Below are 16786 nucleotides of genomic sequence, written 5' to 3'. Positions count from 1 at the left end.
GGAACGTTAGTGTGCACTCATGGCGAACGGACCGCCGAACGGTTAGCCTCACGGCAGGAGCCAGGGTTTCCCGTGCCTCCGCTCCGGTCGCCGCAGACCCCCGTTCCCCGCGCACCGCACGATTCCTGGAGCCGCTCCGTGAGACCGACCGACGCCCCTCCCCTGATCCCGGGCGCTGAGCCGTTCAGTCACCGCGGGTCGGACACGGGCGTCCTGCTCTGCCACGGTTTCACCGGCTCCCCGTACTCGATGCGCCCCTGGGCCGAGCACCTGGCCGCCGCCGGACTCAGCGTCGAGGCGCCCCTGCTGCCCGGGCACGGCACGGTCTGGCACGACATGAACCTCACCACCAGCGACGACTGGCTCGCCGAGGTCGAACGGGCCCTGCTGGACCTGGCCTCGCGCTGCGGGGAGGTGTTCGTCATGGGGCTGTCCATGGGCGGCGCCCTCAGCCTGCGCCTGGCCCAGAGGCACCCGGGCCTCGTGCGCGGGGTCGTGCTCGTCAACCCCTCCCTGGCGGTGGAGGACCGGCGCCTGCCCGTCATCGCCCCCGTCCGCCGCCTGGTCTCGCGGATCATGCCCTCCACGCCCGGCCTGGGCTGCGACGTCTCCAAGGACGACACCACCGAGGGCGGGTACGACCGCGTCCCCACCGCGGCCGCGGCGACACTCCCGAAGCTGTGGCGCGAGGTTCAGGAGGGCATGTCCGGTTTGCGAGCGCCGATCCTGGCCTACCGAAGCACCCAGGACCACGTCGTCGGACCGCGCAGTCTGCGTATCCTCGCTAGGAGAGCGGTCAACACCGGGCTGACGATCCACCTGCTCCACGACAGCTACCACGTGGCGACCCTCGACCATGACGCCGCCGTCGTCTTCGACGGGAGCCTCGCCTTCGTGCGAGAGCACAGTAGAAGCGGGGAAGGAGCCGACCGATGACGCAACGTCGGGGAAACGGCCTGCTCGCCGACGCCTACGTTCCGCTGATCCTGCTCGCGCCCTCGCACGCCGACCTCATGCTGGAGGCGCTCCGGCGCAGCGGTATCGCCGCCTACGCCGTGCCCCTGGACGAGGACGTCCTGGAGCCCGCGGGCAGCCAGGCCGACGACCCGCCCACCGACCACCTGTACGTGGACGCCGAGGAGCGGGCCGCGGCCGAGAGGGTCCTGGGCGCGGAGCTGCCCGACCTGGAGGGGCGGCCCGGGACGGCCCCCGACCTGCTGGCGTCGCGCGGCGAGCCCCGCTCCGACGCCGACGCCGAGGAGGGCGGGGAGGCCGCCGCGGCGCACGAGCCCCCCGACGCGACGGTCGGCGGCGACCTGCTGGACGGCCCGCCCGCCAACGTCGACCCCGACGCCGCGCCCGCCCGGCCCGAGGACGAGGACGAGGTCTGGAACGACCTGGTCGCCCGCTTCTACGACGACGCCGACACCCGGGGGCAGCGCCGCCGCGCCGCCTGGCCCGACGCCGAGAACCTCAGCGCCCCGGGAGGGGACGCCTCCTCCGGCGGCGACCTCCTGGCCGGAGGGGCCGCCGGCGCCGGGGACGGGCAGGAGCGCGAGACGGCGGAGGAGGAGGCCCGGCGCCGGGCCGAGGCCGACCTGGAGGGCCACTACGAGCCCCCGCCACCGCCGCCCCTGCTCCAGGGCGACCGGGTGGGCATCGCCGCCTGGCTGTGCCTGCTGGGCGCTCCGGTACTGGTGTTCGGGGCCGCGTTCGTCGGCGTCTCCCTGCCCAACTGGCTGATGTTCGCCGCGGTGCTGGCCTTCCTGGTCAGCTTCGTCGTGCTCATCCTGCGCATGACCGACTCCCGTCCGCCCGGAGACGGCGGGCCCGACAACGGGGCGGTGGTCTGACCCCTGGGCTTCGACTTCCCCCTCTGGCGCGCCTTCGCCGTCTTCCGCGCAGCGTCCCTGGTCTACGCCCTGTTCCTCCTCGTCCAGCACCACGAGCACCTGACCCGGCCCTGGCTGGCCTGGACGGTGCTGGCGGTCATGGTCGTGTGGACGGCGTTCACCACCCGCGCCTACGCCCGCCCGCACCTGCGCGACTGGCGCGTGCTCACCGCCGACCTCGCGGTGGCCTTCGCGTGCCTGTTCGCCACCGCCCTGGCGGCCACGCCGTTCTACCTCACCCAGGCCCCGCCGCTGAGCGGCTACTGGTTCGCGGGCACCGCGCTGGCGGCCAGCGTCATCTGGGGCGGGCGCGCCGCCGCGGCCGTCGCCGTGCTCTACGGTCTCGCCGACCTCACCCTGCGCACGGTCATGGACGCCGCCGTGACCGCCGCGACCGCCCGCGGCGTGGTCCTGCTGCTCCTGGCCGGGCTGGCGGTCGGATACATGTCCTGGATGTCGGAGCGGGCCGAACGGCGGTTCGCGCAGGCGGTCGCGCTGGAGGCGCGCACCCGCGAGCGCGAGCAGCTGGCCCGCTCGATCCACGACTCGGTGCTCCAGGTGCTGTCCCTGGTGAGCAGGCGCGGCGCCGAGGCCGGGGGAGAGGCCGCCGAACTGGGCCGGATGGCCGGTGAGCAGGAGGCGCGCCTGCGCGCGCTGGTCGCGATCGGATCGTCGGAGGACGCCTCCGGCCGGACGGACGGGCTGAACGGGACCGGCGGGGCGGCGCAGCCCCCCTCGGGGCGCGCGGCCGCGTCCGGAACCGGGAACGGGGTGGACCTGCGCGAGCCGCTGCGCCGCGCCGAGTCGGCCCGCGTGTCGGTGTCCGCGCCCGCCACGCCCGTCGTCCTGCCCGCGCACACCGCCGCCGAACTGGCCGCCGCGGTGCTCGCCGCCCTGGACAACGTGGAGCGGCACTGCCCCGAGGGCACGCGCGCCTGGGTCCTGGTGGAGGACGAGGACGACGCGGTGACCGTGTCCGTGCGCGATGAGGGCCCCGGCATCGAGCCCGGCCGCCTGGAGCGGGCCCGCTCCGAGGGCCGCATCGGCGTGGCCCAGTCCGTGCGGGGCCGCGTGCGCGACCTGGGCGGCACCGTCGAGTACGTGTCGGTCCCCGGCCAGGGCACCGAGGTGGAGATGCGGGTCCCGCGCAGCTGAGGGCCCCGCACGGCTCACCGCCGCGGAGCCCGGCCCGGCCCCCGCTCCCCCTCCTGGTGGGAGAACCGCTGCTCCCGCCACGGGTCGCCCCGGTTGTGGTAGCCGCGCTCCTCCCAGAAACCGCGGCGGTCCGCGGTCATGTACTCCACCGCGCGCAGCCACTTCACGCTCTTCCACCCGTACAGGTGCGGCACCACCAGGCGCAGCGGCGCGCCGTGGTCGGGGGCCAGGGGCTCGCCGTCGCGGTGGGTCGCCAGCAGCACCCCCTCCGCCAGGAAGTCGTCCATGCGCAGGTTCGCGCCGTACCCGTACTCGCCCCACGCCATCACGTGCGTGGCCTCCGGCGCGGGCGGGGCCGCGGCCACCAGGTCCGCGGCGAGCACCCCGCGCCAGGGCACGTCCGGGACGCTGAACCGCATCACGCAGTGGAAGTCGCTCACCGAGTCCGTGCGCGGCAGCCGCGCGAACTCCTCCCACGTCCAGCGGTACGCCCCCAGGTCCTCGGTCGCCCCCGTGACCCGCAGGTCCCACCGCTGCGGGCGGAAGGCGGGCACCGGGCCGTAGTGCAGCGGCTTGTGCTCGCGGCGCACCGCCTGCCCGGGAGGCATCCGGGGCCGGGCCCCGCCCGTAGCGTCCTCGTCCGTTCCCTCGGACACTTCCGTCCCCCTGCTCGTCTCTGGGCTCCCGCGGCGCGCCCGGCCGGTCGGCCGGAGCGGAACGCCTTCCCCGTGGGGAGAACGTGCGTGCGGCCATCCTGTCAGGCACCGACGAGAGACAGGTCACTCACCCCGGGTGTGCGGACGCGCGGCGACCGTGCGCTATAGTTCCAGCCATGCAGCGGAACTTCTGGCGCTTTTATGGCTACCGGCCCGACACCCCGGTCGCCTGTAAAGCGCTGCGCTGACACAGACGACTTGAGCCCCGGGCCGGTAGAGCCCGGGGCTTTTCTCGTTCCGGGCGCCGGTCGGCTCGTTCACCCAACCGACAAGCAGCTAGGGACAACGCACATGGTCATCGTGATGGCGCCGGACGCCACCCCCGAGAACATCGACGATCTGGTCGAGCTGGTCTCCTCCGCCGGAGGCGAGGCCTACGTGACGCGCGGGGTGAGCCGCACGATCATCGGCCTCGTCGGTGACGTCGAGCGCTTCCAGGACCTGGGCCTGGCCGCCAAGCCGGGCGTCAGCGACGTCCTGCGCATCTCCGCCCCCTACAAGCTCGTCAGCCGCGAGAACCACGACAGCCGCACCGTCGTCAGCGTGCGCGGAGTGCCGATCGGCGGCGACAACGTCACCGTCATCGCCGGCCCCTGCGCCGTCGAGACCCCCGAGCAGACCCTGGCCGCGGCCCGGATGGCGCTGGAGGCGGGGGCGTCCCTGCTGCGCGGCGGCGCCTACAAGCCCCGCACCTCCCCCTACGCCTTCCAGGGCCTGGGCGAGGAGGGCCTGAGGATCCTCGCCGACGTGCGCGAGGAGACGGGCCTTCCCATCGTCACCGAGGTCGTGGACGCCGCCGACGTGGAGCTGGTCGCCTCCTACGCCGACATGCTCCAGGTCGGCACCCGCAACATGCAGAACTTCGCCCTCCTCCAGGCGGTGGGGGACGCGGGCAAGCCGGTCCTGCTCAAGCGCGGCATGAGCGCCACCATCGAGGAGTGGCTGATGGCCGCCGAGTACATCGCCCAGCGCGGCAACCTCGACATCGTCCTGTGCGAGCGCGGCATCCGCACCTTCGAGAAGGCCACCCGCAACACCCTGGACATCAGCGCGGTCCCGGTCGCCCAGAACCTGTCCCATCTGCCGGTGATCGTCGACCCGTCCCACTCGGGCGGCAAGCGCGAGCTGGTGCTGCCGCTCTCGCGCGCGGCCGTGGCGGTCGGCGCGGACGGCGTCATCGTCGACGTGCACCCCCACCCGGAGAACGCCCTGTGCGACGGCCCGCAGGCCCTCCTGCACGAGGACCTGGCCGAGCTGCGCGACCTGGCGGGCACCCTGGCCGCCCTGACCGGCCGCACCCTGACCCCGGCGCCGGGCCGCGAACTGGCCGGTCTGTGAGACCTCGGGGCTGAACACGACGGCGCCCCGGCCGCTCCCCGCACGCGGGGCGGGGCCGGGGCGCCGCCGTTCCGGGCTAGGCGGTGGCGGCCACCGACGCGGAGGCGGGCGCCACGCGCTTGGGCGCGGCGTCGCCCAGGAAGCTGGGCTTGTGCACCTGCGCGGTGGTGACCAGGTGCTCGGCCAGCTCCTCGGCGTCCAGGCGCTTCTCGATCTGGCGCAGGTCCGGGATCTTGGCCGCGGTCTCCACCTGGCGCGGGGTCAGCATGGTGCAGCAGTCCTCGTCGGGCAGCTCCGAGATGGCCAGGGTCCCGATCCGGCGGGCCTGGTCCATGATCTCGGTCTTGTCCATGCCGATGAGCGGACGCAGGATCGGCAGGTCCACCGCGTCGTCCAGGGCGGTCAGGTTGGTCATGGTCTGGCTGGACACCTGGCCCAGCGCGTCCCCCGTGACCAGGCACTCCGCGCCCAGGTCGTCGGCCAGGGCCTCGGCGGTCTTGAGCATGAGGCGGCGCTGGGCGACGATCTGGAGCCGCTCGATCCCCGAGCTCTTCAGCTGCTGCTGGGCCTTGCCGAAGGGGATGACGAACAGCCGCGAGCCCACCTGGTAGCGGTCCAGCTGGCGGACGAGGCTGTAGGCCTTGTAGATCGACTCCGGGCCGGTGAACGGCATGCCGGAGAAGTGCAGGAAGTCGACCTTGAGCCCGCGCCGGATCATCCGGTGCGCGGCGACGGGGGAGTCGATCCCGCCCGACATCAGCACCAGGCCGCGGCCGCTCATCCCGGCGGGCAGGCCGCCCTGGCCGGGCACGCCGTCGGTGAACACGAACGCCTCGTCCTTGTCCACCTCGACGAACAGGGTGTTGTCGGGGCGCTTGAGGTTGACCTTGTAGCCGTGCGCCTCGATGATCTTCGAGCCCAGGTACCCGGCCAGCTCCGACGAGGTCATCTCGAAGCGCTTGTCGCGGCGCCGGGCGCGCACGGCGAAGGTGCCCTCGCGGCCCTGCATGACGCGCACGCCGATGTCGGTGACGGCGTCCAGGTCCTTGGGCACGCGGCGGACCAGGTGCACCCAGACCACACCCATGACGTTGGCCATGCGGTCGGCGATCTCGGCGACCTCCAGGTCGGAGGCGTCGGGCTTGCGCACGATGATCACGCCCGCGCCGCGCTGGGAGAGGCGGACCTCGCCCAGGTCGCGCACGGAGGCGCGGATGTTGTTGTGCAGCCGCCGCTCGAACAGCTTGCGGTTGGAGCCCTTGAGGACGATCTCGCCGAGCTTCATGAGCACGCAGAGCTCGCCGAGCCCGGCGTCGGACCCGGCCAGGGCTGCGGGGAGCGGCGCGGACTCAAGCGACGCGGACATGGTGCTACCTCCGGTGGATGCCTTCGTGTCCCGGTGTGAGGTGGGAGTGGCGGTGACGGGGCCGGGAGCGTCCATCGCCATCCTCCAGTATCGAACATCCCGTCCACCGCTCCGTCCGTTCCCGGACGGGACGGGAGGGAGGCGGCGGGCACACCGAGGCCGCCCGGGACGCGGCGCGCCCCCTCCCTGGGAGCTGGGAGGGGGCGCGGACCGTTCCGGAGGGGGCCGGCGCGCGTGGCCGGCGGCCGGTCCTTCCGGGGGGACCCCGGGACAATCCGGTTCCCGGGGCTCCGGGTCGCGGGGCGCGCGTGCCTAGCCGAAGAAGACCTCGGCCTCCTCGTAGCGCGAGGAGGGCACCGTCTTGAGGGTGTCGGTGGCCTCGGCCAGGTTCACGCGGACGATGTCCGTGCCCTGGAGGCCGACCATCTTGCCGAAGGCCTTGTCGTGCACGGCCTCGATGGCGTTCACGCCCAGACGGGTGGCCAGCACGCGGTCGAACGCGGTGGGCGTGCCGCCGCGCTGCACGTGGCCCAGGACCACCGAGCGGGCCTCCTTGCCGGTGCGCTGCTCGATCTCGTCGGCCAGCCGCTGGCCGATGCCGCCCAGGCGCACGTGGCCGAAGGAGTCGGTCTCCCCGGTGGCCAGCTCCATCTGGCCCTCCTTGGGGTGCGCGCCCTCGGCGACCACGATGATCGGCGCGTACTGGGTCTCGAAGCGGCTCTCGACGTGCTTGACGACCTCGTCGATGTCGAAGGGCCGCTCGGGGATGAGGATGACGTTGGCGCCCGCGGCCATGCCCGAGTGCAGCGCGATCCATCCGGCGTGGCGGCCCATGACCTCCACCACCAGCGCGCGGTGGTGCGACTCGGCGGTGGTGTGCAGGCGGTCGATCGCCTCCATCGCGATGTTCACGGCCGTGTCGAAACCGAAGGTGTAGTCGGTCGCGTTGAGGTCGTTGTCGATGGTCTTGGGCACGCCGACGACGTTGACGCCGCGGTCGTGCAGCTGGCGGGCCACGCCGAGGGTGTCCTCGCCGCCGATGGCGACCAGGGCGTCGACGCCCAGCCCGGCCATGTTGTCCTTGACCCGCTCGACACCGCCCTCGATCTTCATGAGGTTGGTGCGCGAGGAGCCCAGGATCGTGCCGCCCCGGGGCAGGATGCCGCGCACGGCGGTCACGTCCAGCGGCATGGTGTCGCCCTCCAGCGGACCGCGCCAACCGTCCCGGAAGCCGATGAACTCGTAGCCGTAGTCCTTGATGCCCTTGCGGACCACTGCGCGGATGACCGCGTTCAGACCAGGGCAGTCCCCACCGCCGGTCAGCACCCCGACTCGCATACGGATTCTCCTCGACGTTGTGTGTTTTACGACGCATGGCGCCATATGGTCTAGACCATAGTGGGAGCGGTGATCCGGGGCCAACCCGGGGAGGAGAATACGCGGTGAACGCGCCCGGCGCGTACGGGGCAGAGGGCGCGGACCGCGCGAAGCGGACGCGCGGGAGGGCGCGTCAGTCGTCCAGGCCCCGGTCGATGGCGTAGCGCACCAGCTCCACCCTGTTGTGCAGGTGCAGCTTGGTGAGGGTGTTCTGCACGTGGTTCTGCACGGTGCGGTGGGAGATGCCCAGCCGCTGCGCGATCTGCTTGTAGGCCAGCCCCTTGGCGACCAGGCGCAGCACCTCGGTCTCGCGGGGGGTCAGCTCGGGCGCCTCCGGCTCCCGGGAGCGGTCCGCCGACGAGAGCCTGCGGTACTCGCCCAGCACCAGCCCGGCCAGGCCCGGGGTGTACACGGCCTCGCCCGCGTGCACCCGGCGCACCGCGTCCAGCAGTTCCTCCCGACCCGCCGACTTGACCAGGTAGCCGGTGGCCCCGGCCTTCACCGCGGCCAGGACGTCGTCGCTGGCGCCGCTCGCCGACAGCACCAGCACCCGCGGCGGCGGGGACAGCGCCACCAGGCCCGCGGTCAGCTCGACCCCGCTCATGTCGGGCAGGTGCAGGTCCACGACGGCCAGGGTGGGACGCGCGGCCGGGGCGATGCGCAGCGCCTTGGCGCCGTCGCCCGCGGTGCCCACGACCTCGATGCCGGCCTCGCCGAGGTCGCGCGCGACCGCGTCGCGCCACATGGGGTGGTCGTCCACCACCAGTACCCGGATCGCCTCGCTCGCCATGCGGGTGACCCTATCCCGGGCGGGCGGCGCCCACGACACGGGCCGACGGCCGGGGCGGTGGAGCGGGCGGCGGGCCGTGCGCCTGGCCGGGTCGGCCGCACACGGCGAGGGGGCGGGACCGATCGGTCCCGCCCCCTCGCCTCCGGCTCAGGCCGCGCGCCCGTGCCGGTCAGTCGTCATCGTCGTCGCCGCCGCGGCCGCCGCCCTCGCCGAAGTCGCCCAGGTCGATGCCGCCCGGAGTCGCGGTGATCGTGATCTCGGTGTCCTCGGGCGCCCTGCCGGTGTGCGACTGGTGCGCCACCTCGCGGCCGCCGAAGACGCGCTCGACCTTGACCTTGAAACCGGCCTCCTCCAGCGCCTCACGCGCGTCGTTGACCCGCATGCCGACCACGTCGGGGATGTCCACGCCGGGCGGACCGGTGGAGACGGTCAGGGTGACGGTGCCGCCGGAGCCGATGCTGGAGCCGCTGTCGGGGCTCTGCTGGATGACCTTGCCCTCCTCGACGTCCGCGCTCTCCTCCTCGACCACCTCGACGGACAGGCCCTCGCCCTCCAGCATCTGGCGGGCGGTGTCCAGGTCCTCGCCGACCACCGGGGGCACCGGGATGCCCCGGCTGACGGTGAGGGTGACCGGCTCCTCCCGGTCGGCCTCCGCGCCCGCCTCGGGGGAGGTGGAGACCACCGCGCCGGGCTCGACCTCGGTGGAGTTCACGTCCTCCTGGACGATGCCCTCCGGGTCGAAGCCCAGGTCCTCCAGCTCCTTGAGCGCGTCGGCGGCGTCCAACTCGACCAGGTCGGGCATCTCCACCGTCTGCGGGCCCTTGGACAGGTACACGGTGACCACGTCGTCGGGGGACAGGCGGGCGCCCACCTCCGGGTCGGTCTCGCCGACCGTGCCCGGCTCGGCGTCGCTGTAGACGGCCTCGGAGGACAGGTCGTAGCGCAGGCCCTCGTCGCGGATGATCTGGCTCGCGGCCTCGGGATCGCGGCCCACCACGTCGGGGACGTTCTCGTACTGGCCGACCAGGAACCACCAGCCCGCGCCGAACAGGACGAGCGCCAGGACCGCCGCGCCGATCCCGATCAGCAGGTTGCGGCGGCGCCGGTCGGGGCCGTCCCGGTAGTCGTCGTACCCGTCGTCGCCGCCGTACCCGTCCTTGTCGCGGTCGTAGTCGTCGTAGCGGCCGTCGTCGAGGCCGGCGGAGGCCATGTCCACGATCATGGTCGCGTTCTCGGTGCCCGGACCGGCGCCCCCGGCGATGAGCTGGGGCGCGGTCACCGAGGCCGTGGCCGCCGCCGCCGGGGCGACGGGCGTCAGCGGGGCCTGGTCAGCGGCCGAGACGGGAGGAGTCGCGGGCAGGCCGTTGAGCACCGCCAGGACCTTGGCCAGGTACTGGCCCGCGTTGCTGGGACGGTACCTGGGGTCGCGCTCGGTGGCCTTGGTGACCAGCGCGTCGACCTCCGCGGGCAGGCCGGGCAGGAAGTGCGAGGGGCGCGGGACGTCCTCGTTGACGTGCTGGTAGGCGATCGCGATGGGCGTCTCGCCGGTGTGCGGCTGGCTGCCGGTGAGCAGCTCGTAGAGCATGATGCCCGCCGCGTACACGTCGCTGCGGGCGTCGGCGACGCCCTTCTCGATCTGCTCGGGGGCCAGGTAGGCCGCCGTGCCCATGAGGGTGCCCGTGCGGGTCAGCCCCTGGTTGGACTGCTCCACGGCGCGCGCCAGGCCGAAGTCGGCGACCTTGACCCGGCCGTCCTCGGTGATGAGGACGTTCTCGGGCTTGACGTCGCGGTGCACCATGCCCGCCTGGTGGGCGGCGCCGAGCGCGGCCAGCACCGGGGCCATGGCGTTCAGGGCGTCGTGGGCGCCGAGCCTGCCTCGGGACTTGAGCAGGTCGCGCAGGGTGCGCCCGGGTACGTACTCCATGGCCAGGAACACGTGCCCCTGGTCCTCACCCTGGTCGAAGACCTGCACGACGTTGGGGTGGGAGAGCTTGGCGACGGAGTGCGCCTCGTTGATGAAGCGCTGCACGAAGGTCGGGTCCTGGGCCAGCGAAGGGTGCATCACCTTCAGGGCCAGCCGTCGGTCCAACCTCAGGTCGTGGGCGACGTAGACGGTCGCCATCCCGCCTCCGGCGATCCTGGACTCCACGAAGTAACGTCGGTCCAGGGTGGCGCCTACGAGCGGGTCGGAAGTCGTCATGTCCACGGCGGAGTAGTGTCCTTGCTGCGGGGAGCGCGGGCTGTCGCGGCCGGTGGCGCGTACCCGACACCGGGTGTCGAACCGACACGATAGCGGAAGCCCACGCCAGGTCTGCCCCGCGGTTCGCGGTCGCGCCGTCCCGTTCGGGTGCCGGTGGGGCCGGTGGGTCGTCCGGGGGGCCTGCTCGGTCTCCCCGGACGACGGGTCCCGACCCCGGCCGGGGCTCTCCCGGTCCCGGTGGCGTGTGCTCCGCCGGTCGTCGGGTCGCCCCGTCCCCGGTGAGGCCCGCTCCGTGGGCGGTGGGGACGCTCGCGCCTGGGTGGTCGTGGTGTGCGGGATGCGCCCTTGCCGGACCGCACACTCGTTCCACGGTAGAGGACGCCGCCAAACTCCCCAGGTGGGACGCACCGGTCGGCGGCGGGCCGGGGACGGAGCGCGGGGCCGGGTGGCCTAACTCACGGACGGCGAGGAGGCCTGGGCGTAGCGCCGCACGGGGATGCGGCCCGCCAGGCGCGCGCCGCGGCCCGCGCGTACGGCGTCGCGCATCGCGGCGGCCATGCGCACCGGGTCCTGGGCGCGGGTCACGGCCGTGGCCAGCAGGACCGCGTCGCACCCCAGCTCCATGGCCAGGGCGGCGTCGCTGGCGGTGCCGATCCCCGCGTCCACGATGACGGGCACGCCGGCCTGCTCGACGATCAGCTCCAGGTTGTGCGGGTTGCGGATGCCCAGCCCCGAGCCGATCGGGGCGGCCAGGGGCATCACCGCGGCGCAGCCCACCTGCTCCAGGCGCCGGGCCAGCACGGGGTCGTCGTTGGTGTAGGGCAGCACGGTGAAGCCCTCGTCCACCAGCTGTTCGGCGGCCTCCAGCAGCTCGACGGGGTCGGGCAGCAGCGTGTGCTCGTCCGCCACCACCTCCAGCTTGACCCAGTCGGTCTCCAGCGCCTCGCGGCCCAGGCGGGCGGTGCGCACCGCGTCCACGGCGGTGAAGCACCCGGCGGTGTTGGGCAGCGCCCGGATCTTGTTGCGGGTCAGGACGTCCCACACCGACCCCCGGGTGCCGGGGGAGACACGGCGCATCGCCACGGTGGTCAGTTCGGTGCCGGAGGCGATCAGGGCCTGCTCCAGGACCTCCAGGGAGGGCGCTCCGCCGGTTCCGGTGATCAGCCGGGACCCGAAGGAGGTTCCCGCGATCACGAGGTCGTCGTTCATGCTCAGCCTCCCTGCACCGCGGTGAGGACGTCCACGCGGTCGCCCTGGTTGAGCGGGCTCGCGGCCCACGAGGTCCGGCGCACCACCTCGTCGTTGACGGCCACGGCGACACCGCCGGGGGCCTCGGTGCCGGTCAGGTCGCGCACGACGGCTTCCACGGTCGTGTCGTCGGCGAACTCGCGGCGGTCGCCGTTGATGATCAGTTCCACTGCTACTACCTACTTGCGCGTCGTGCCGTGAAACGGCGGGCGTACTCGGGCAGGTCTCCGTCGGTCAGGGCCCGGGCCATGGCCTCCCCGGTCACCGGGGTCAACAGGACCCCGTGCCGGAAGTGCCCGGCGGCCAGGTGCAGTCCCGGGACCCGGGTGGGCCCCAGGAGGGGTTCGTTGTCGGGGGAGCCGGGGCGCAGCCCGACGCAGGTCTCGGTGACCTCCAGCTCGCTCACCCCGGGGACGAGTTCGCGCGCGTCCCTCAGCACCTGCCAGAGCCCCCCGACGGTGAGCGAGGTGTCGTGGCCCAGCTCCTCCTGGGTGGCGCCGATGACGACCTCGCCGTCGGCGCGCGGCACCAGGTAGGTCGGGAAGCCCCGGACCAGGCCGCGGACGGTCCGGCTGACGAGCGGCGGCTCGCCGGCGGGCACCCGGGCGCGCAGCAGCTGCCCCTTGACCGGGCGCAGCGGCGGGACGACGGGTTCGGGGACCGCGACGCCGTTGCCCCAGCAACCCGCGGCCAGCACCACCTGGTGCGCGGGCAGGGTCCGCCCCGCCTCGGCCTCCCCGGCCAGGCGCACGCCCAGCCGCGCGCCCCCGGGGCCGGGGGAGAGGACCTCCCCGGCCCGCCCGCGGACCTCGGTGACGCCCGCGCGCTCTCCCGCCGCGGCCAGGGCGCGCAGCAGCCGCCGCGGGTCCACGGAGTGGTCGTCGGGGGCCAGGACGCCGCCGCGCACGGACGGGGCGAGCATGGGCTCCAGGCGGCGGCACTCGCGGCCGGTGAGGCGCTCGGCGGCGATGCCCAGCCTCCGCTGGAGCGCGTGCAGTTCGGTGAGGACGGCCAGGTCGTCGCGGTCGAAGGCGACCAGCAGCGTGCCGGTGGCGCGGTGTCCGACGTCCAGGCCGCTGGCCTCCTCCAGTTCGGCGACGAAGTCCGCGTACATGCGGGCCGAGCGGATGCCCAGCTCCATGAGGGGCTCCTCGCCGAACGCCGCCTCGGTGGCGGGGGTCAGCATGCCCGCGGCCACGGTGGAGGCGGCGCGGGCGGGGTCGGACTCGACCAGGGTGACGCCCAGTCCGCGTTGGGCGGCGCGCCAGGCGGTGACCCGGCCGACGAGGCCGCCGCCGACCACGACGACGCGGTCGCGGTGGGAATCGTTGGAGGTGCGCACGGCTGTGGCTTCCACTCCCTTCGCCGGCATGATCCGGATCAGGTTCGTGCGGTCGGAGGCTCACAGCCTCCCTCTCAGCCGGGTCCCACCCGGCTCCCGCGGGATGTAGGGGTCTGTCCCCATTCTAGGACCCGTGGTCGGCGCGCGCCGTGCCGGGGGGAAGGAGGTGCGCGGATGTGGCAGATTGGTGGTGTGACACAACGCGACATCGACACGCTCATCGGCGACTGGCTGACCCTCAAGGAGGCCGCCGCTCCGCTGGGCGTGAGCCCGAACCGGATCAAGACGCTGATCCGCGAGAACCGCATGATGGGTGTGGTCCGCGACGGCGAACTCTCCATTCCCGCCGCCTTCATCGACGGCGACGACCTGGTCAAGGGTCTGCCGGGGACGCTGCTGCTGCTCACCGACGCGGGCTTCTCCTCCGAGGAGGCCCTGCGCTGGCTGTTCACCCCCGACGACTCCCTGCCGGGCACGCCGATCCAGGCCATGCGCGAGAACCGGGGCACCGAGGTGCGCCGCCGGGCCCAGAGCCTGGCCTTCTAGTCCGCGCGGAAGGGGGAGGGGCGCGCCGCCGCGTCCCTCCCCCTTGGGTCCGAACGCGCCAGGGCCTAGGGTGGACCGTGTGAGGACCAGCCACGGAACCAGCCTGCGCAAGCGCCTGGACGCATCGCTTCTGTACCTGTGCACCGACGCCCGGACCGGTCGGGGCGACCTGGCCGAGTTCGCCGACGCGGCCCTGGCCGGGGGAGTGGACATCATCCAGCTCCGGGACAAGGGCCTGGAGGCACGCGAGGAGATCGCGGCCCTGGAGGTGATGAAGGAGGCGTGCGAGCGGTACGGCGCCCTGCTCGCGGTCAACGACCGCGCCGACATCGCCCGCGCCGTGCGCGCCGACGTCCTCCACCTGGGCCAGCGGGACCTGCCCGTGCCCATGGCCCGCGACATCATCGGTGCCGACCCCGTGATCGGCCGCTCCAACAACGACGTCGCCGCCGCGGCCGCCTCCGCCGAGGAGCCCGGCAGCGACTACTTCTGCGTCGGACCGACCTGGGCGACCCCCACCAAGCCGGGCCGCCCGGCCGCCGGGCTGGAGCTGGTGGAGGAGGCGGCCGCGCTGGGCACCGACCGCCCCTGGTTCGCCATCGGCGGGATCGACGCCGACAACATCGACCGCGTGCTGGACGCCGGGGCCCGCCGGGTCGTGGTCGTGCGCGCGATCACGGAGGCGGAGGACCCCCGGGCCGCCGCCGCCGCTCTGCGCCAGCGCCTGGCGGCCCGCGCCGCCCGGCCCTAGGGCACCAGCAGGGCCTTGCCGAGCACCGTGCGCCCCTCCAGCGCGGCGTGCGCCTCTGCGGCCCGCTCCAGCGGCAGGGTCAGCCCCACGTGCGGGGTGATCCTGCCCATGCGGGCCATCTCCAGCACCATCCGCAGGGCGTCCTGCCGGTCGCCGTCGGCCTGCTTGAGGTCGAACAGGCCCAGGACCTCGATCCCGCGGCGCCCGGCCTCCTCCGCGTCCACCTCCGTGAAGCTCCCGCCCGCGGAGCCGTAGCCGACGAACCGGCCGCCGTCGGCCAGGGTCCCGAAGGCCGCCGCGCCCAGCGCGCCCCCGGCGCCGTCCAGGACCACGTCGACCCCGGCGCCGCCGGTCAGCGCGCGCACCCGCTCCGGCCAGCCCGGCTCGGAGTAGTCCACGGTCTCCTGCGCGCCCAGTTCGCGGACCAGGGCCAGCTTGGCACCGCCCCTGGCCGCGCCGATGACCCGGGCCCCGGCCGTGCGGGCCAGTTGGACGGCGAGGGTGCCCGCCCCTCCGGCGGCCGCGGCGACCAGGACCGTGGTGCTGGGCCCGAAGCCCGCCGCCCGCTCCAGCGCCAGCGCGGTCGGTCCGTCGTGCAGCAGGGCCAGCGCCGCCCGGGGGTCCACCTCCTCGGGCACCCTGACCAGTGCCGACTCCGGGACCACGGCCCGTTCGGCGTAGCCGTCCACGGGTAGGGTGGGCCTTTCCGGCGTCCCGTCCGTGTGCCCGGTGTCGGCGACCACCGCGGCCCCCTCCCAGCCCGGGTCCACGCCCGGGCCGATCCGGACCACCCGCCCGGCCACGCCCGCGCCGGGGACGTAGGGGGGAGCCACGGGGAAGTAGTCCAGCCCCCAGCCGCCGCGGACCAGGGTGTCCAGGTACATCACGTTCGCCGCGGCGACCTCCACCAGCGCCTGGCCCGGTCCCACCTCGGGCTCGGGCACGTCCCGGACCACCAGGACCTCCGGGCCGCCGAACTCCTCGACCTGTACCGCTCGCATGCCGTTCTCCCTCGGTGCGCACCGCCTGCTTCCGACACCGCCCAGCCTCTTACCTCAATATTTGTTGAGGTCAAGGGCCGGGCGTCGGAGGGATCCACGGCACAGGGAGCACCCCGCACGGGGGCACGGCGCGCAGGGCGGGGGCCGAGGTCAGACCGCGACGTGCGACAGCGCGCTGGGATGGCGCCGCAGGAAGCCCTCGATGGACTGGGCGGGATGGCCGGTCAGGTCGGGGACGGCGGGCGAGACCACGTTGAGTTCCCCGGCGGCGATCGCGGCGTAGGAGGTCACCCAGCCCTCGACCGCCCAGTCGGGGGCGCCGCCGCGGCGGCGCGACTCCAGCGCCTCCTCCAGGGTCTGGGGCACGTAGCGCACCGAGCGTCCGGTGAGCACGCCCAGCCTCTCCGCCGTCGCGCCCAGGGACAGCGCCTCCGGGCCGGTGACGTCGTGGCTGGTGTCGTGCGAGGCGCGCGCGGCCACGGGGTCGGTCAGCACGGCGGTGGCCACGTCCGCCACGTCGTCGCGCGAGACCCACGCGATCCGGCCGTCACCGGCCGGGCCCCGCACCACGCCCCCGTCGTCCACCCAGTCGGGCAGCAGGTCCAGGTACAGGCTGGGTCTGAGGAAGGTGTACCGCACCCCTGTGGACCGGATGTGCGCCTCGGTGAAGAAGTGCGTGCGCGCGAACGTGAAGGTGGACGCCGGGCCCGCGCGCAGGAAGGACAGGTAGACGATCCAGGACACCCCCGCCTTGACCGCCGCGTCCACCGCGCTCACGTGGACGTCGATCCGGTCCTCGGACTCGGTGGCCGAGACCAGGAACAGCGTGTCCACCCCCCGGCAGGCCCGCTCGAAGGCCGTGGAGTCCTCGTAGGCCGCCATCGCCGCGCTGCTGCCGGGGTACTCGGGAGCGCGGTTGATGTCGCGTACGATGAGCCGCTGGGGCCTGCCCAGCCGCGCGATCCGCGCGGCGACCCGCCCGCCCAGCGCCCCGGTCGCCCCCGTGACCCCTATGGTGTGGTTTGTCGTGTGATCGTCGCCCATGACACCCCATCCTGCGTTAC

Annotated in this window: 16 protein-coding genes and 1 riboswitch; of the genes, 6 read left to right on the top strand and 10 right to left on the bottom strand. The window is 74.0% G+C overall.

What is annotated here, in order from left to right:
* The first annotated feature begins 138 nt into the window (after positions 1-138).
* Genes EV372_RS01765 through macS form a run of 3 tightly spaced genes read left to right on the top strand, consistent with a single transcriptional unit; the run spans position 139 to position 3047 of the window.
* Positions 139-936, top strand: a complete 798-nt coding sequence (locus tag EV372_RS01765; protein ID WP_013154143.1) for an alpha/beta hydrolase — start codon at positions 139-141, stop codon at positions 934-936.
* The gene (locus EV372_RS01760) at positions 933-1853 is read left to right on the top strand and encodes a hypothetical protein (RefSeq protein ID WP_130394575.1); all 921 of its coding nucleotides are present in this window, start codon (positions 933-935) and stop codon (positions 1851-1853) included. The genes EV372_RS01765 and EV372_RS01760 overlap by 4 nt, the downstream gene beginning before the upstream one ends.
* A 3-nt stretch (positions 1854-1856) precedes the next feature.
* Positions 1857-3047 carry a MacS family sensor histidine kinase gene (macS, locus tag EV372_RS01755; protein ID WP_275101543.1) on the top strand — a complete coding sequence of 397 codons (1191 nt, stop codon included), beginning with the start codon at positions 1857-1859 and terminating at the stop codon, positions 3045-3047.
* A gap of 14 nt (positions 3048-3061) precedes the next feature.
* Here macS and EV372_RS01750 read toward each other — a convergent pair whose 3' ends face one another.
* Entirely contained in the window at positions 3062-3703 is a 642-nt protein-coding gene (locus tag EV372_RS01750) for a molybdopterin-dependent oxidoreductase (protein ID WP_130394572.1), read from the bottom strand.
* A 351-nt stretch (positions 3704-4054) separates the two neighbouring features.
* On the opposite strand from EV372_RS01750, the gene aroF reads away from it, so the two are divergent.
* Positions 4055-5101, top strand: coding sequence for a 3-deoxy-7-phosphoheptulonate synthase (gene aroF / locus EV372_RS01745; protein ID WP_130394570.1), 1047 nt, complete (start codon positions 4055-4057; stop codon positions 5099-5101).
* 76 nt (positions 5102-5177) lie between these two features.
* On the opposite strand, the gene thiI is transcribed toward aroF, so the two are convergent.
* The 7 genes from thiI to thiO all read right to left on the bottom strand — a co-directional run bounded on the left by thiI (position 5178) and on the right by thiO (position 13454).
* Positions 5178-6467: a tRNA uracil 4-sulfurtransferase ThiI gene (thiI, locus tag EV372_RS01740; protein WP_130394568.1), complete on the bottom strand. Its 1290-nt coding sequence runs from the start codon at positions 6465-6467 to the stop codon at positions 5178-5180.
* A gap of 312 nt (positions 6468-6779) precedes the next feature.
* Positions 6780-7805, bottom strand: coding sequence for a 6-phosphofructokinase (locus tag EV372_RS01735; RefSeq protein WP_013154137.1), 1026 nt, complete (start codon positions 7803-7805; stop codon positions 6780-6782).
* 172 nt (positions 7806-7977) lie between these two features.
* Positions 7978-8634: a response regulator gene (locus EV372_RS01730; RefSeq protein WP_013154136.1), complete on the bottom strand. Its 657-nt coding sequence runs from the start codon at positions 8632-8634 to the stop codon at positions 7978-7980.
* 169 nt (positions 8635-8803) lie between these two features.
* A complete protein-coding gene (pknB, locus tag EV372_RS01725) occupies positions 8804-10840 on the bottom strand; it encodes a Stk1 family PASTA domain-containing Ser/Thr kinase (RefSeq protein WP_130394566.1) in 2037 nt (678 codons plus the stop codon).
* Between the two features lie 444 nt (positions 10841-11284).
* The gene (locus EV372_RS01720) at positions 11285-12043 is read right to left on the bottom strand and encodes a thiazole synthase (protein ID WP_130394564.1); all 759 of its coding nucleotides are present in this window, start codon (positions 12041-12043) and stop codon (positions 11285-11287) included.
* Between the two features lie 2 nt (positions 12044-12045).
* Positions 12046-12252, bottom strand: coding sequence for a sulfur carrier protein ThiS (gene thiS / locus EV372_RS01715; RefSeq protein ID WP_130394562.1), 207 nt, complete (start codon positions 12250-12252; stop codon positions 12046-12048).
* Positions 12253-12257: 5 nt separating this feature from the next.
* Positions 12258-13454, bottom strand: a complete 1197-nt coding sequence (gene thiO, locus EV372_RS01710) for a glycine oxidase ThiO (protein ID WP_156095255.1) — start codon at positions 13452-13454, stop codon at positions 12258-12260.
* Positions 13423-13534, bottom strand: a riboswitch (TPP riboswitch). Its footprint overlaps the gene before it by 32 nt.
* 82 nt (positions 13535-13616) lie before the next feature.
* On the opposite strand from thiO, the gene EV372_RS01705 reads away from it, so the two are divergent.
* Together EV372_RS01705 and thiE are read left to right on the top strand one after the other, a co-directional pair.
* Positions 13617-13970 carry an Rv2175c family DNA-binding protein gene (locus EV372_RS01705; protein WP_019610781.1) on the top strand — a complete coding sequence of 118 codons (354 nt, stop codon included), beginning with the start codon at positions 13617-13619 and terminating at the stop codon, positions 13968-13970.
* 79 nt (positions 13971-14049) lie between these two features.
* Positions 14050-14721 carry a thiamine phosphate synthase gene (gene thiE, locus EV372_RS01700; protein WP_130394558.1) on the top strand — a complete coding sequence of 224 codons (672 nt, stop codon included), beginning with the start codon at positions 14050-14052 and terminating at the stop codon, positions 14719-14721.
* On the opposite strand, the gene EV372_RS01695 is transcribed toward thiE, so the two are convergent.
* Both EV372_RS01695 and EV372_RS01690 read right to left on the bottom strand, forming a co-directional pair.
* The gene (locus EV372_RS01695) at positions 14718-15722 is read right to left on the bottom strand and encodes a zinc-binding dehydrogenase (RefSeq protein WP_130394556.1); all 1005 of its coding nucleotides are present in this window, start codon (positions 15720-15722) and stop codon (positions 14718-14720) included. The two genes, thiE and EV372_RS01695, sit on opposite strands and share 4 nt — an antisense overlap.
* Before the next feature lie 150 nt (positions 15723-15872).
* Positions 15873-16766, bottom strand: coding sequence for an SDR family oxidoreductase (locus tag EV372_RS01690; protein WP_130394554.1), 894 nt, complete (start codon positions 16764-16766; stop codon positions 15873-15875).
* Between the last annotated feature and the right edge of the window lie 20 nt (positions 16767-16786).

Source organism: Nocardiopsis sp. CNZ308 (assembly GCF_004217075.1).
Note: the sequence above shows the minus strand (reverse complement) of the source record. Positions and strands in the feature narration are given on the sequence as shown.

Bases quoted from the DNA above. Each gene is read 5' to 3' on its own strand.
- EV372_RS01690 (WP_130394554.1), bottom strand. From the start codon at position 16,766: ATGGGCGACGATCACACGACAAACCACACCATAGGGGTCACGGGGGCG.
- EV372_RS01720 (WP_130394564.1), bottom strand. From the start codon at position 12,043: ATGAACGACGACCTCGTGATCGCGGGAACCTCCTTCGGGTCCCGGCTG.
- thiI (WP_130394568.1), bottom strand. From the start codon at position 6,467: ATGTCCGCGTCGCTTGAGTCCGCGCCGCTCCCCGCAGCCCTGGCCGGG.
- EV372_RS01695 (WP_130394556.1), bottom strand. From the start codon at position 15,722: ATGCGAGCGGTACAGGTCGAGGAGTTCGGCGGCCCGGAGGTCCTGGTG.
- EV372_RS01735 (WP_013154137.1), bottom strand. From the start codon at position 7,805: ATGCGAGTCGGGGTGCTGACCGGCGGTGGGGACTGCCCTGGTCTGAAC.
- thiO (WP_156095255.1), bottom strand. From the start codon at position 13,454: ATGCCGGCGAAGGGAGTGGAAGCCACAGCCGTGCGCACCTCCAACGAT.
- EV372_RS01730 (WP_013154136.1), bottom strand. From the start codon at position 8,634: ATGGCGAGCGAGGCGATCCGGGTACTGGTGGTGGACGACCACCCCATG.
- EV372_RS01760 (WP_130394575.1), top strand. From the start codon at position 933: ATGACGCAACGTCGGGGAAACGGCCTGCTCGCCGACGCCTACGTTCCG.
- aroF (WP_130394570.1), top strand. From the start codon at position 4,055: ATGGTCATCGTGATGGCGCCGGACGCCACCCCCGAGAACATCGACGAT.